Annotated in this window: 15 protein-coding genes; 4 read left to right on the top strand and 11 right to left on the bottom strand. The window is 54.2% G+C overall.

The annotated features are described in order from the left end of the window. Positions 1-19 precede the first annotated feature (19 nt). From HZS52_RS04880 to gmk, 3 genes are all read right to left on the bottom strand, one after another. Complete coding sequence (locus tag HZS52_RS04880; RefSeq protein ID WP_041157433.1) at positions 20-2,164, bottom strand: RelA/SpoT family protein; 2,145 nt, start codon at positions 2,162-2,164, stop codon at positions 20-22. Positions 2,165-2,196: 32 nt separating this feature from the next. Then, a complete protein-coding gene (gene rpoZ / locus HZS52_RS04875; RefSeq protein ID WP_007112267.1) occupies positions 2,197-2,454 on the bottom strand; it encodes a DNA-directed RNA polymerase subunit omega in 258 nt (85 codons plus the stop codon). 118 nt (positions 2,455-2,572) lie between these two features. Continuing rightward, positions 2,573-3,205 carry a guanylate kinase gene (gmk, locus tag HZS52_RS04870; RefSeq protein ID WP_161463622.1) on the bottom strand — a complete coding sequence of 211 codons (633 nt, stop codon included), beginning with the start codon at positions 3,203-3,205 and terminating at the stop codon, positions 2,573-2,575. Between the two features lie 148 nt (positions 3,206-3,353). Here gmk and HZS52_RS04865 point away from each other — a divergent pair, with 148 nt between their 5' ends. Beyond that, positions 3,354-4,049, top strand: a complete 696-nt coding sequence (locus HZS52_RS04865) for an extensin-like domain-containing protein (protein WP_161463623.1) — start codon at positions 3,354-3,356, stop codon at positions 4,047-4,049. A 15-nt stretch (positions 4,050-4,064) separates the two neighbouring features. Here the strand turns inward: HZS52_RS04865 and HZS52_RS04860 are convergent, their stop codons facing one another. The 4 genes from HZS52_RS04860 to HZS52_RS04845 all read right to left on the bottom strand — a co-directional run bounded on the left by HZS52_RS04860 (position 4,065) and on the right by HZS52_RS04845 (position 7,468). Then, positions 4,065-4,316, bottom strand: coding sequence for a hypothetical protein (locus tag HZS52_RS04860; RefSeq protein ID WP_022521090.1), 252 nt, complete (start codon positions 4,314-4,316; stop codon positions 4,065-4,067). A 121-nt stretch (positions 4,317-4,437) separates the two neighbouring features. Continuing rightward, positions 4,438-5,649 (bottom strand): MFS transporter, encoded by a 1,212-nt coding sequence (locus HZS52_RS04855; RefSeq protein WP_022521089.1) that lies wholly within the window; start codon positions 5,647-5,649, stop codon positions 4,438-4,440. A 158-nt stretch (positions 5,650-5,807) separates the two neighbouring features. Then, entirely contained in the window at positions 5,808-6,128 is a 321-nt protein-coding gene (locus HZS52_RS04850) for a helix-turn-helix transcriptional regulator (RefSeq protein ID WP_039857806.1), read from the bottom strand. Then, positions 6,125-7,468 (bottom strand): type II toxin-antitoxin system HipA family toxin, encoded by a 1,344-nt coding sequence (locus tag HZS52_RS04845; RefSeq protein WP_190374239.1) that lies wholly within the window; start codon positions 7,466-7,468, stop codon positions 6,125-6,127. Before HZS52_RS04845 ends, HZS52_RS04850 begins: the two co-directional genes overlap by 4 nt. Before the next feature lie 150 nt (positions 7,469-7,618). Here HZS52_RS04845 and HZS52_RS04840 point away from each other — a divergent pair, with 150 nt between their 5' ends. Continuing rightward, on the top strand, positions 7,619-8,245 hold the full coding sequence (locus HZS52_RS04840) for a DNA-3-methyladenine glycosylase family protein (RefSeq protein ID WP_009286313.1): 627 nt from the start codon (positions 7,619-7,621) through the stop codon (positions 8,243-8,245). On the opposite strand, the gene HZS52_RS04835 is transcribed toward HZS52_RS04840, so the two are convergent. The 3 genes from HZS52_RS04835 to HZS52_RS04825 all read right to left on the bottom strand — a co-directional run bounded on the left by HZS52_RS04835 (position 8,242) and on the right by HZS52_RS04825 (position 10,658). Continuing rightward, positions 8,242-9,117, bottom strand: a complete 876-nt coding sequence (locus tag HZS52_RS04835; RefSeq protein WP_009286314.1) for a pirin family protein — start codon at positions 9,115-9,117, stop codon at positions 8,242-8,244. The two genes, HZS52_RS04840 and HZS52_RS04835, sit on opposite strands and share 4 nt — an antisense overlap. 112 nt (positions 9,118-9,229) lie before the next feature. Further along, entirely contained in the window at positions 9,230-10,270 is a 1,041-nt protein-coding gene (locus tag HZS52_RS04830) for a zinc-dependent alcohol dehydrogenase family protein (RefSeq protein ID WP_009286315.1), read from the bottom strand. Positions 10,271-10,331: 61 nt separating this feature from the next. Further along, positions 10,332-10,658, bottom strand: coding sequence for a hypothetical protein (locus HZS52_RS04825; protein ID WP_051051820.1), 327 nt, complete (start codon positions 10,656-10,658; stop codon positions 10,332-10,334). Between HZS52_RS04825 and HZS52_RS24705 the strand changes: the two genes are divergently transcribed. Next, positions 10,608-10,817, top strand: coding sequence for a DUF1016 N-terminal domain-containing protein (locus tag HZS52_RS24705; RefSeq protein ID WP_083868681.1), 210 nt, complete (start codon positions 10,608-10,610; stop codon positions 10,815-10,817). The two genes, HZS52_RS04825 and HZS52_RS24705, sit on opposite strands and share 51 nt — an antisense overlap. Positions 10,818-11,019: 202 nt before the next feature. On the opposite strand, the gene HZS52_RS04815 is transcribed toward HZS52_RS24705, so the two are convergent. Beyond that, a complete protein-coding gene (locus HZS52_RS04815; protein ID WP_039857812.1) occupies positions 11,020-11,805 on the bottom strand; it encodes a sulfite exporter TauE/SafE family protein in 786 nt (261 codons plus the stop codon). A gap of 99 nt (positions 11,806-11,904) precedes the next feature. Here HZS52_RS04815 and HZS52_RS04810 point away from each other — a divergent pair, with 99 nt between their 5' ends. Continuing rightward, on the top strand, positions 11,905-13,728 hold the full coding sequence (locus HZS52_RS04810; RefSeq protein ID WP_009286317.1) for a CocE/NonD family hydrolase: 1,824 nt from the start codon (positions 11,905-11,907) through the stop codon (positions 13,726-13,728). Positions 13,729-13,783: the final 55 nt, after the last annotated feature.

The raw sequence follows: 13,783 nt of genomic DNA, 5'->3' as shown, positions 1-13,783 counted from the left end.
CATGTTGTTATGTATAGTATTAATTAGCGAGTCGGGTAATTTTGCCAACGTTGGGAAGGTTACGGATGCGTTTAATGATGCGTGCCAGATGCACACGACCTTTCACCGACAGCGTCAGATTGACGGTGGAAAGGTGGGCATCGCGCTCTTCAATACCAATCCGCTCAATATTGGCATCGGCATCGGTGACCAGCCCGGCAAGCTCTGCGACTAGCCCACGACGGCTCTCAATTTCGATACGCAGCGCGACCGGGAAATCTTCATCAATGGTGTCCGACCACTCCAGCGCGAAGAGCTTATCAGGGTCATTTTTATCGGCGAAGTTCTTATCCACCACGTTTTTACACTCAGCGCGATGCACCACCAACCCTTTGCCTGTGGAAAGGTGGCCCACCACGGGGTCGCCTGGTAGCGGATGGCAGCAGCGCGCAAAGTTAATCACCATGCCTTCGCTGCCGCTGATCATGACGGCTTTGCTGCCCTCCCCGCCTACAGGGTGCTCATAGCTTTCGCCATGCGCCGCAGCCACTAGGCGGCGTGCCACCACGTGGGTCATGCGGTTGCCCATCCCGAGCGACTCCAACAGAGCATCCTCAGAAGAGACATCCAACTCTTTGAAGGCGCGCTTAAGGGCGCTCTCATCCAGTTCTTCCAGGCTGGTATCGAATGGCGCCAGGGCTTTATTGAGCAACCGTCGTCCCAGCATGACCGCTTCGGTCTGCTGCTGATATTTAAGCGCGTGACGGATTGCCGAACGCGCCTTTGCGGTGGTCACAAAATTGAGCCAGGTAATATTGGGCTTCGCACCGGGGGCGGTGATAATTTCCAACGTCTGACCACTTTCTAAGCGCGTCGAGAGCGGCGCCAAATGGCGATCAATGCGGCAAGCGATACAGTTATTGCCGATATCCGTGTGCACGGTGTAGGCGAAGTCGATTACGGTAGCGCCCTGGGGCAGCTCCATAATATCGCCTTTAGGTGTGAACACGTAGATATCGTCGGGGAACAGGTCGTTTTTAACGTGCTCGATAAACTCCAGCGAGTCGCCAGCGTGGCGCTGCATTTCCAGCAGGCCCTTAACCCAGGCGCGAGCACGTGCATGGCTGCCCTCGGCAATCGGATGGGAAGTCTGCCCCGCTTTATAAAGCCAGTGGGCAGCGATACCGTTATTGGCCATGGCCTCCATTTCACGGGTGCGTATCTGCACCTCAATGGGCATACCGCGGGAACCAAACAAGGTGGTATGCAGGCTCTGGTAACCGTTAGCTTTGGGAATCGCAATGTAGTCTTTAAAGCGCCCCGGTACCGGCTTATAGAGGTTATGCACCACGCCTAGAATACGGTAGCAGCTGGCCACATCTTCGGTAATGATGCGAAAGCCAAACACATCCATAATTTCGACAAAGGGCTTACGCTGGTCGCGCATTTTTTTATAGATCGACAGCAGATGCTTTTGGCGTCCAATGACGGTGCCATTAAGCCCGTCATCGTCCAGGCTTTTTTGCAGGGAGGACTGTATTTCGCGCATGGCACTACGCCGGTGCCCCCGCGCTTTAGCAACCGCACGCTTGATGCGCTCCGAGCGCATGGGGTGAATCGCCTGAAAGGAGAGATCCTCAAGCTCGATACGAATCGTATTGATACCCAGCCGCCCGGCAATTCGCGCGTAAATTTCCAACGTTTCACGGGCGATGCGACGCTTTTTATCTGGGCGTAGGGCGCCCAGGGTGCGCATGTTATGCAACCGGTCAGCCAGCTTGACGATGATAACGCGAATATCCCGCGACATCGCCAGCACCATCTTCTGAAAATTTTCCGCCTGGGCGACGGCTTTGTCTTCAAAGGTGATTTGGGTAAGTTTGGATACCCCATCTACCAGCTCTGCTACCGGCTTGCCAAACTGAGCCTCCAGGGCTTTTTTGGATACGCCGGTGTCTTCGATAACGTCGTGCAGCATGGCGGCCATCAGGCTTTGATGATCCATGTGCATATTGGCAAGAATATTCGCTACCGCCAGTGGGTGGGTAACGTACGGCTCGCCGGAACGCCGCCGCTGGCCGTCGTGGGCCTGCTCAGCATAGTAAAAGGCGCGTTTGACCTGCTGGATCTCATCCGAGGGTAAATAGCCGCCGAGTCTATCGGCCAGGTCATCAATGGTGAACATCTACCGCGCCTCTATCGGTTTCGTTGAAAACGTTAGTCGTCGATATGAGTAGGCGCCATAGCCGGGCGCGGACGAACAGCGGCTTCAACGGGCTCGTCCAGTACAGTGTGATCGACCAGGCCTGCGGCAATTTCACGCAGCGCCATCACCGTAGGTTTATCATTTTCCCAAGGTAGCAGAGCATCGCGGGAGCCGCGCGCCAGCTGGCGAGCGCGCTGAGTGGAAATCATCACCAACTTGAAACGGTTTTCAACATTTTCAAGACAATCTTCAACGGTTACGCGAGCCATGGGAGCCTTCCTGTTATGACGGAACCGGGCCGACACCGTAGAGAACGGCGCCGACCCAGTGAAAAAATGGTGCGACAAAAATAGTGCAACGCAATAGAAAGTAGTAGAACCGTATAGATTACTCGACCGTAGGCGTCTGTGACAAGAGCGCAGCCAACAGCGGCGCGTGGCGCTCGGTCATTACCGGGCGACTTAAGCGACGGCTGATCACCAGTGACTGTAACTCCTGCAGCGCCGTGGTGAAGTCATCATTAACGACGAGGTAATCATATTCGTGGTAATGGGACATTTCACTCACCGCATCGCGCATCCGCCGGGCAATCACCGCATGCTCATCGGTGCCACGGCTAGCAAGACGTCGCTCCAGCTCCTCGCGGGAGGGCGGTAGAATAAAAATCGACACTGCATCAGGCATTTGTGTGCGTACCTGCTGAGCGCCCTGCCAGTCGATTTCCAGAATGACGTCCTGACCTGCCGCTAGCAATACCTCTACTGCCTGGCGCGAGGTGCCGTAGTAATTATCAAATACTTTGGCATACTCGAAGAACTCACCCCGCGCGATCATCGCTTCAAACTCGGCTACATCGGTGAAATGATAATTGACGCCATTCACCTCACCCTCGCGCTTGGCACGCGTAGTGTGCGACACCGACACTTGAATCCCATCCAGGCTTTCGATTAGCTCGCGCACCAAGCTAGTCTTGCCAGCACCTGAGGGGGCAGAAACGATAAACAGCGTACCTTGGGACATGAAGTACTTTCCCTTCAGTTAGCAAAATAAGTAGCGGAAAACGTAGTAAACGCAAGTAAAGCGACTGCAGCAGAGCAGCAAGGCTGCGCAGTATCGCACACCCAGCGCGACGACTGTAGCGTTGGTGGTGACATACAGGGAGGTAGGCATGCGCAGTACACTATTTATTTTAGCCCTGATTGCGCTGGGTGTAGCCCTGCAAAAAGGCATCATTGAGATTCCCCGCCACTGGGCGCCATGGGCTCCGCTGCATATTGACGACCCTATCACGCCGGTCACGCAACTGAAGCTAAGCCGCTTGGCGGATGACCGCAATGGCTGTTTAGCTGCGTTAGATACCGTCCCCGAGGGCGAGCTGCGCTATACGCCATTGGCCGATTACGCCCCCACGGCGAGCTGCCCGCTTGCCAATATCGTGCGCATGCACTCTAGCGGCGTCGCGTTCAATCAGAGTTTCGTGGCCTCCTGCCCGATGGCGCTGGCGTGGGTCATGTATGAACGCCACGCGTTACAGCCTGCCGCCGAGGAGATTCTGGGTAGCCGAGTGAGCCAGGTTAACCACGTAGGTAGCTTTGCCTGCCGTAACGTTTATGGCCGCGAAGCCGGCAGGCGCAGCGAACACGCCACCGCCGAAGCGCTGGATGTAGTGGGATTTCAGTTTGAGAACGGCCAGCGTATTACGCTGATCAATGACTGGGATGATGAAGGCGAGGTAGGTGAGTTTTTACGCGCTGCGCGGGATGGCGCCTGCCATACCTTCGGTAATGTATTGGGGCCAGATTACAACGCCGCGCATGCGGATCACTTTCATATGGGCATGCGCGGATTTAGGCTGTGTCGCTAAGAGATCAACCATTACTTATTCGAGATTGATGTCATCTGCATCGGTGGCGGCACCGGTGGCAGCACCAACGCCACCGCCGATAACGGCACCTTGAACGACGCTACCACCGGTTACGGCTGCGGCACCCGCGCCAATGGCAGCACCGACACCCGCGCCGCTAGTAGCGCGCTCTCCGGTAGTGGTACCACAACCCACCAAGCCAATGGTTAACGCCACCACCGCGCCGAGGGTCAATATGCGTGTCAAATTCAATACCTGAATGTGCATGGTCATCTCCTTATGGGTTACTACTCTTACACAGTAGAGAGAATTCGACTTTTTAGCCATGTTAATTATCACTGTTCGATAACTAAGCAGCTGGCCAATCACAATGCAACGTTAGCCAACGCTAGGCTCGCTGGGCCACGGCGCCGTAGGTGCGCTTTTCCAACCATCGCCCAGCGGCAAAAATCACCAAGCCACAGAGTGCCAATCCCGCACCGACCAAGCCCGTGCTCGACCAGCTAAAGCCAGCGCTGATTGCCAGGCCAGCAAGCCACGCCCCTAGGGCATTGGCACCGTTAAAGGCCGCGTGGTTGAGTGAGGCCGCCATGGTTTGGGCATCCTCTGCCACATCCATTAAGCGGGTTTGTAATGAAGGCGCTAGCGCCATACTGGTGCCCACCAGGCCAACGAACAACAGCCCCGTCCAAACGTTATTCGCCGCAAAGTAAAACAACCCTTGTACCACGCCACACCAGAGCAGAATGGTAGGTATGGCACGCATCAGGTTTTTATCCGCCATGCGCCCGCCGATTAAGTTACCGGCAATAGAGCCCAGGCCGAAAATGACCAGCACCAACGGCCCCAGCGCTTCGCTCATACCCGCCTGCTGGGTTAATGTCGGCATCACATAGCTAAAAATGGCGAACATGCCGCCGCAGCCGATGCAGGCAAGCGCCAGGGTAACCAACACCCGCTGCTTAAGCAGCGCTGAAAGCTCACGCACCGGGCTTGCTAGAGTATCGACGGGCTGCACCGGTACATAGAAGCGGATCAACAGGGCGGTGAGCAACGCAATACCACCGACACCCGCAAAGGCGATCTGCCAGCCCAACAGGTTACCCGCCCAGGTACCCAGCGGCGCACCGATCAGAATCGCCACGGTTAAGCCCATCATCACCCGAGAAACGGCCCGCGCCCGTTGGTCTATCGGCACGGCTCCCGCGGCCACCAGTGCGGCGATGCCAAAATAGGCGCCGTGAGGCAAACCAGCCAGAAAACGCAGCCCTACGAATGACCAGAACCCTGGTGCCATGGCACTGGCAATATTGCCCACCGCAAATACCAGCATCAGCATAATCAACAGCGACCGCCTAGGTACTCGCGCGGCCAGCGCCGAAATCAGCGGCGCACCGACTACCACGCCCAAGGCGTAGCTGCTTATTGCGTAACCCACTTGCGGCACCGTTACCGCTAAATCACCCGCCACACGGTTCATCAGGCCCATAATGACGAACTCGCTGGTGCCGATTCCAAAGCCGCCCAGCGCCAACACAAATTCGGCCAAACGCGGGTTGCGCGCCAGCCCTTGAGACGACGATGCTGTCGAATCCTGCATGCTTAACTCCTTGGGATACCGCCCGGTTGGTATCACGATGGCGCAAATGATCGCAGGATTAGACGAAAGTAGAAACATGCTGCGTTTAAAAAGTTAGCGGGCGAACACAATCGTTAAGTTGGGTTGAATAGGAAATGTTTGGATAAGGTGTTTGGCGGTCAGGCGATAGGGGATTCCACTGAAAGCAACCGCTCACGCAGACGACGGTTACGCGGCACCAAGCCGGTTTGCAGACCCAAGGGGCGGAATACTTGGTTTAGCAGCGCCAGTGTAGGGCTTGCTTTATCGGCTTCCAGATCAGACAAGGTGCGGCGACTGATACCTACCAACTCGGCATATTGTGTCTGCGACATTCCCAACACTTCGCGGCGTAGTTGACGCAGCACCTGCCCTGAGCTGATCTCTTCCCGCAGCAGCTGGGACAATAGCGCCATAAGTAGTGCCTCGCGCTCAATGCTAGAGAGTTCTTTGCGTTTCATACCAGCCCCCAGCGGCGCAGCTTAGCATCCAGATAATTTAACCCCACCGCATTCGATGCTAGCAACGCTTCCGGCACTCCCCGCGCAGCAAGTCGTTCTTTTAGCCCGACTAACTGCCTCCCCAGCGCTTTTAGCTCTGCCATCAACTGCTCGGCTGGCACATAGGCATTTAAGTTCTCCGCAATGGCGACCCAGTTGAATTCAGGACCCTCTTCAAACGGCGCGCCCCAAGTGGTGGTGCGAATAATACCTTCTGGGTCAGCCTTCATGGGCGCAAAATCGTAGACTGGCGCCAGCCAGATTCCCTGAGGCGTTTTCAACAGCGCCGTATTGCGGCCATGGTTATCGCTATTAGCAAAAGCGACATTAAGCAGATCACGTTTCACCCACTCGCTCACGAAACGCGCCGTATCAAAATGACCTCCTAACTCGCGAACGCGGTATTGCTGGCTCAACAGGCCAACCAGTGCCTCAATCACGTCAAAATGGTTTAAGAAGCTTCCCGGCTGACGCTTCATCGCGGAATAAACCGACTCCAGCCCATACAGCGTTCGCTTCCCAGCGGGGTAATCAACATCAAAGCGGGGCAACCAGAGAGATGGATAGCGCTCGCCTTCCAGTAGCCGCATCCCTTGAGTGTCGATCGTCGCTATGCCGAGTGACGCCAGCTCATGATAGAAATGGTATTCGGCGCGAAGGATATTGTTATCAAGCTCGGTGCGCTGGCCGCGAGGAAATTTCACCAGATAGTGCTGGTCGGTATTCGCCGGATCATCCTGATAGGTATCGATCCAGACCTGATCGTTTGGCGAACAGCGTAGCAGTAGCTTAGGCGCTTCGCCGCCAGCGCCGGTCGCCCCCCCCCCAGCGGCTCCCATTTGCTGCGCATAAGCAAGAAAATCGCTATCTCGATCCACAACATCGCGTAAGGCAAAGCGCTGCTGCTCTAGCGTGCTACCTACTGGACGCTCGGGAAGGGCCTCTTTAATACGTAAATTACCCACCGGAGCAATCGTCCCTTTAGCCAATAGGGCGTAATCTTGTTCAGCCTCAGTAAGCGCCGATATCCCCAACTGCGTGACCCAGTAACGACGGCTGGCCCCAGAAGGCATGATATCGTCTAAAAAAGCGAACCAGCGTGGCGATTGATGAGTATTCATGAGTTCAATCGGCAAAAGCAGGCTGCAAGCATGCTCATCATCGCGATCCAACCATTCAAGGGCATAATCGGTGATATAGCCCAAACGCGCAGGTCCTCGACGACCTTGCTCTGGGTGCTCAATCACCAGCTCAGCGGCATCGTGCCACTGGCCATGATGAAATGCCTGGATGGTTAGCAACGTGGGACACCTTAATTGAGCAGTTAATAACTGAGCAGCTTAATGCTCAATAGTGTAGTCCAAGGCTCCGGAATGTGCATTTTAATACTCATAAATATATAAAAACCCAAATAGTGAGCAATATAATACTCATTTTAACCAGGAGTAATAATGCCAGCTAATACCTCATCTTTTAACACGATCGAACACGCCATGGCTGAACTCGTCGAGGCCGACCCCGATATCGCCCACGCCCTACCTCTAGTGGGGGCACCCTCGCCTCGGGAGCGCGATAAAGGCTTTGCGACGTTCTTCTCGACTATCGTTAGCCAGCAGCTATCCACCGAAGCGGCTCGCGCGATTATGGGTCGTGTAAATACACTGCTGCCCGAGCTTCACGCCAAGGCAGTGATGGAGGTAGAGGGCCAAGCGCTACGCGATGCGGGGCTTTCCTGGCGTAAGATCGAGTACGCTAAAGGGCTGGCAGAAGCAGAGTTGGCAGGCACTTTTAGCGCCGTGGGGCTTGAACAGCTAAGCGACGACGAGGCGATTGCCGCGATTACCGAGCTACGCGGCTTTGGCCGCTGGAGCGCTGAGATTTACCTGATGTTCTCGCTGCAACGCCCAGATATTTTCCCCGCTGATGACCTTGCCCTGCGGGTAGCGCTGGGCCGCTTAAAAGGCATGGACGACAAACCCACGCCCAAGCAGGCCCGCCAGTTGGTAGAACACTGGGCGCCCTGGCGCAGCGTGGGTTCGCTGTTTCTGTGGCACTACTATCGCGGCGAGCCGCTTTAAGCATCCAGCCCGCCAAACTTACCGTTCTGGTAGTCCTCGACCGCCTGAACGATCTCTTCACGGGTATTCATTACAAAAGGGCCGTGGGAGTAAACAGGCTCATCGATCACCTCACCATGACCAAACAGCAAGCGCGCGTCGCTACTGGCTTCGATATCGAGGTTATCGCCATCGCGATCTACTTCAATCAGATGGTGCGGCTTGACTGGCTCGCCTCCCACCGTGACATCGCCATCCACCACGTAGAGAAACACCTGCCGTCCAGGTGCTACGGGCAGTTGCTCGTGGCTACCGGCAGGCAGCCGCAGCGTCGACATAAACACGCCGGTTAGCGTGTCGATAGGGCCAGCACTACCCTGCCACTCACCTGAGATCAGGTTCAGCTCACCGCCACCCGGCAACTTAATAGCGGGAATGGATTCTTGCTGCAGCCCCACATAGCGCGGCGCGCTCATTTTCAAGCGCGACGGCAGGTTGATCCATAGCTGCAGAATTTCCAACGGGCCGCCGTCGCGCAAAAACTCCTCCGGCGAAATTTCCGCATGCACAATGCCGCTGCCCGCGGTCATCCACTGCACGCCGCCCGCATTGATCACGCTTTGATGCTTGGCGCTATCGGCGTGGGCCAATGAGCCTTCCAAGATAAAGGTGACCGTTTCAAAGCCCCGGTGCGGATGCGGGCCGAACGGCAGGCCACGATTATTGGCCGGATACGTCTGCGGTCCGTGATGGTTAAGAAACAGAAACGGATCGAGCTGTTCAAGCTGCGGCCCCGGCAGCGGGCGCCGGGTAACTAAATCGCCTATATCATCGCGCTTGGCTGGATGCTGGGCGATCACGCGGCGTGCTGATTGAATAGTGTCTGATGGCATAACTTACTCCTTATCAATACGCCCAGCGTAAAACCTCAACCCGCAGATGAGGAGCGAATAATTTGCCTTGTTTCATTGAAGGAAATTGTTATTAAACGTCTCAGCGGTTTCCTCAAAACTCGGTCACCACCGTCACGCCCGCCCCTTCGAACTTATCCATGTTCATCAGCGCATCAATCGACTGCTCAAGATTGATTCGTTTGCCGATTAGTTTTTCAGGCGCCAGCTTTCCCGACTCGATCATCGCCAGCATGGCGTCATAACGGTGGGCCTGCATGCCGTGGCTACCCAGTATTTCAAGCTCATGGGCAATGACCTTGCTCATGGGAATGGCGGGCGTGCTGTTCTCGGCCAACATCAACCCGACCTGGACATGCTTGCCACGTTTACGCAGGTTACTGATGGAGTTAAAGCAGGTCGTCGGGTGGCCCAGCGCATCCAGCGATACGTGAGCGCCTCCCCGGGTTATCTCTGCAACTGCTTCCACCACATTGGGTACCTTGGCAGCATTCACGGTGGCAGTGGCACCCAGTTGACGGGCCAGATCAAGCGCCTCTTCCGAAATATCGATGGCCACCACGTTAGCACCGACGGCGTTGGCAATCATTACAGCAGAAAGCCCAACCCCACCGCAGCCGTGGACGGCCACCCACTGGCCTGCCGCTGTTTTGCCCTGATCCACCACGGCCCGAAAAGAGGTAACGAACCGGCAACCCAAGCTCGCCGCCGTCGCAAAGTCGAGTGTCTCTGGCAGCGCGACCAAATTCACATCAGCGTAGTGAATACTCACATACTCGGCAAATGAGCCCCAGTGCGTGAAACCGGGCTGAAACTGACTATCGCAAACCTGATGATTGCCGGAGTGGCACTCAGGGCAAGTGCCACAGCCACCCACGAACGGCACCGTGACGCGGTCGCCAATGCGCCACTTTTTTACGTCTTTACCCACAGCTTCGACTACGCCGGAAAGCTCATGCCCCGGCACATGGGGAAGTTGAATATCGGTGTCATGCCCCACCCAGCCATGCCAGTCGCTGCGACAAACTCCGGTCGCCATGACTTTCACCACAACGCCATGCGGCTCAGGGGTGGGATCCGGCAGTTGCTGGATCTGTGGTGGGGCGGAAAATTGCTCAAAAACAACGGCTTTCATAAAGGATTCCTAAACTCTATCGTTCTTCACTTTATAAAGTCTCATGCGGATAAGAAGCAAATTATTGGTCGCTAACGCTTAATCGCCCCACTACCTGAAACAAATCATCCGTTGGACGCACCACGATCATCTCACCCGAGCCAACGCCGCCACCCATCAGTGCGGTGATATTGACCTGATGGGTGAGCAGCAACAAATTCTCCGGCCCCTGCCATGCAGCGATTTGCTCTTGAGCGGCTTGAGTAATTGACGCCTGATCACCGCGCCCGCGGAAGAACGAATCCAGCCAGGGGGGGGGTAGGCGCATGAGAATCACCAAGCCGCCTTCCTCAAGCGCCTGCCAGGTTGCCTCGTTTACCGGGGCAGTGGCCGAGAATATGCTCAACACAGCGAGCAGCAGCTCTCACAACAGCTTACCGAGCGGCTGGGAAAGGGTTTTGATATCTCTCATCTACGCAATATGCGCCAGTTTTATCAAAGCTTTCCAAAACGGAACGCAGTGCGTACCGTTTTGAGCTGGACTCACTATCGGACTCTGCTGCTGTGATCAGTTTCTGTTTATTTGGTTGTAATAGGTGCTAATTTCTCAAGAGAAACATGTGCGGTATTGGCTCTACTCGCTGATCATGCAGAGAGCGCACCTAGCACTTTAACCCTGGGTTCATAAACAACTGAAAAGCTTTGGTTTTCACCTAAAATAGGTGTGCCTGTTATTAGCTGACGATACCCGTTTCAAAAAAAAATAATATTTAACCCAGTAGAAAATTTAAACCAACAACAATCAGTAGACCTGCAAACGTTAGCTTTAGCACTTTAGCTTTAAGGCGGGAGGCGACTAGTGCCCCCAGCTTAGCGCCGGGCATACTAAGGATCACAATCCCAACAAAAGCGGGCCAATAGACATAGCCAGTTGTCCAGCTCACCGAGGTTTTCGTATCGCCGACGACCATAGCGGTAATAGCACCGACGATAGCAATAGGAATACCAGCCGCTGCCGAGGTGCCTACTGCTTGACGCATAGGAATACTGTGTCTTTCTAGAAATGGCACCATCAATGTACCACCACCGATTCCAAATAGAGCCGAGGCTAAGCCGATCGAACTACCCGCTATGAGCATGCCGTTACGACCGGGTAACGGATAACTGCCTACCGAGCGAGAGTTAACCAGCACTTTAATTGCCAATATTAAGAAAAATACTCCCAGTAACAGCGAAAGAGTTTTTCCAGAGAGCACGTCACCCACAACAACACCGTTGATCGCTCCGAAAACCAAGCCAGGCAACAGCAACCACACGCAATCCCTCCGAACATTGCCGTGGCGGTAATGTGCTCGCGCCGATGATATGGAAGTAACGGCGATCGTAGCTAGCGAAGTTCCCACCGCCAGGGATAAGGCTAAATCGTCATCGACCTGTTGCCATCCCAATATCGTAACCAATAACGGCACTATCACTACTCCCCCACCGATACCAAATATACCTGCGAGAAAGCCAGCTAACAGGCCGATAAGCGGATAGATCGCTATTTCATTCACCTGTGCCTCCACGGTGAAATTTTATACAAATAAATTTGACATGTTAAAAACTAAAATACAACCTTACAAAAACCAATCACAAAATATGGAACCTGATGCATGGAAAATATGGCTCTATTTTGGCCCGAAAATTGGCTGGCAAATCGACCACCCTGCTTTGAAGGTCAGCGCTTATTCTCGCGCTATCTCACCATGCGTGATGGGGTTCAGATCGCCATCGACGTACATCTGCCTGGCACAATAGAGGCTGAAAATGACCGCTTCCCGGTAGTGGTATTTTTTACTCCTTATTATCGGCGAATGAAGTTAAAGCCGGGAGCACCAGAGGGAACCGAAGATTGCCCGAATATCGCCATTTTTCGTTCGCTCCTTCTTGCTCGTGGCTATGCATTGGTAGCTGTCGACGTACGCGGTAGCGGGGCATCCTTCGGTACACGAAATGGACTCCGCTCGCCGAATGAACGTGGCGATTATCTGGAAATTGTTGAGTGGATTAACCAGCAACCTTGGTGCAAGGGATCAATAGGGGTTACGGGCATCTCCTACTTGGGCGCTGCTGCCGATTTCACTGCTTCTTGGGCTCATCCCGCTGTAAAAGCTATCGTGCCGCATTCCGCAGTATGGGATACCTGGTCAAACCAGCTCTATCCTGGGGGAGTCATGTGCCGCCGACTAGTTAAGGAGTACGGCAATCTGATGGAGGCTCTTGATGACGACAGAGCTGAAGTCCGCAGTAAATTCCCCTATTTTAAAGGTGATTACTACGATGGCCCCGCACCCGTCGACGAAGATGAAGACGGGAGCATTTTAGAGAAAGCGCTGAAAGATCATGTTGCTAACTTCGACATGGCAGACTTTGTCCATCAGCTAACGTTTAGAGACCGTGCACTACATACCGATCCTGACTTTACATCAGAAATCATTAGTCCCTACTACTACGCCAACCAGACAGCGGATGCACAAACTGCTGTCTATACCATCTCTGGCTGGATGGATGGACACTATTCCCGGGGAGCGGCGCTCCGCTACCAATGGCAGCAAAACCCGCACAAGCGTCTGATGCTTGGGGCCTGGGATCACGGTGCTCGTACCGGCTCTAGCCCTTACCATAACGATAAGACCCCACAGACTAAAGCTTTGGCAGAAACCTTACGCTTCTTCGACGAATACCTAATGGGTCTTGATACTGGAATGAGCGATGAGGCCCCAGTTCACTACTACACCGTAGGTGAAGAGCGATGGAAATCAGCCAATGAATGGCCACCAGCAGAAACTAACTACCGCACACTCTTCTTTCAAGAAAGCCACCGGTTAGGCATAGAGCCACCAGCCACGAAAGAGGCTTTTGACCACTACGTAGGTGATTATAGCTGCGGTACAGGTGAAAGCTCCCGCTACAATCGGCTATATGCTCAAAACGTCGATAATTACTACTCCGACTGGCACGATCGCGATAAACGGATGCTGTGCTACACCACCGATGTTTTTGAGAAGAATATAGAAGTGACCGGTCATCCGATCATTCGGTTGTATCTGACCAGTGATACGCAGGACTGTGCTTTGTTCGTTTATCTGGAGGATATAGATAAGAGTGGCAAGGTTCACTATGTAACCGAAGGAGTTTTCCGAGCTTTACACCGGCGTATTGCAGAAGGCCATACCAATATACCCAACATTGGCCCCAGTCATAGTTTTCTAGAACGTGACGCTCGTTACATGACTCCCGGTGAATGCAGTGAAATCACTTTTGATCTTTTGCCAACCTCGTGGCTGTTTAAGGCTGGCCATCGATTACGGATCGCTATTGCTCTGGCAGATAGCGATCACTTCTCGCGCATTCCAGATGGAGTAATTCCCACAATCGAAGTTTATCGCAACTCAATACAAGCATCCTGCATAGAGTTGCCAATCATTGAGAGTTAGCAACCCCGCCCCCTCAACTATTTGAAGGGCCAAAATCTTAAAAAGGTAAAACAAA

Source organism: Vreelandella titanicae (assembly GCF_014697095.1).
In the GTDB taxonomy this organism is placed as follows: Bacteria; Pseudomonadota; Gammaproteobacteria; order Pseudomonadales; family Halomonadaceae; genus Vreelandella; species Vreelandella titanicae.
The sequence above is the reverse complement of the archived record's forward strand: the minus strand, read 5'-3'. Positions and strand labels throughout refer to the sequence as shown.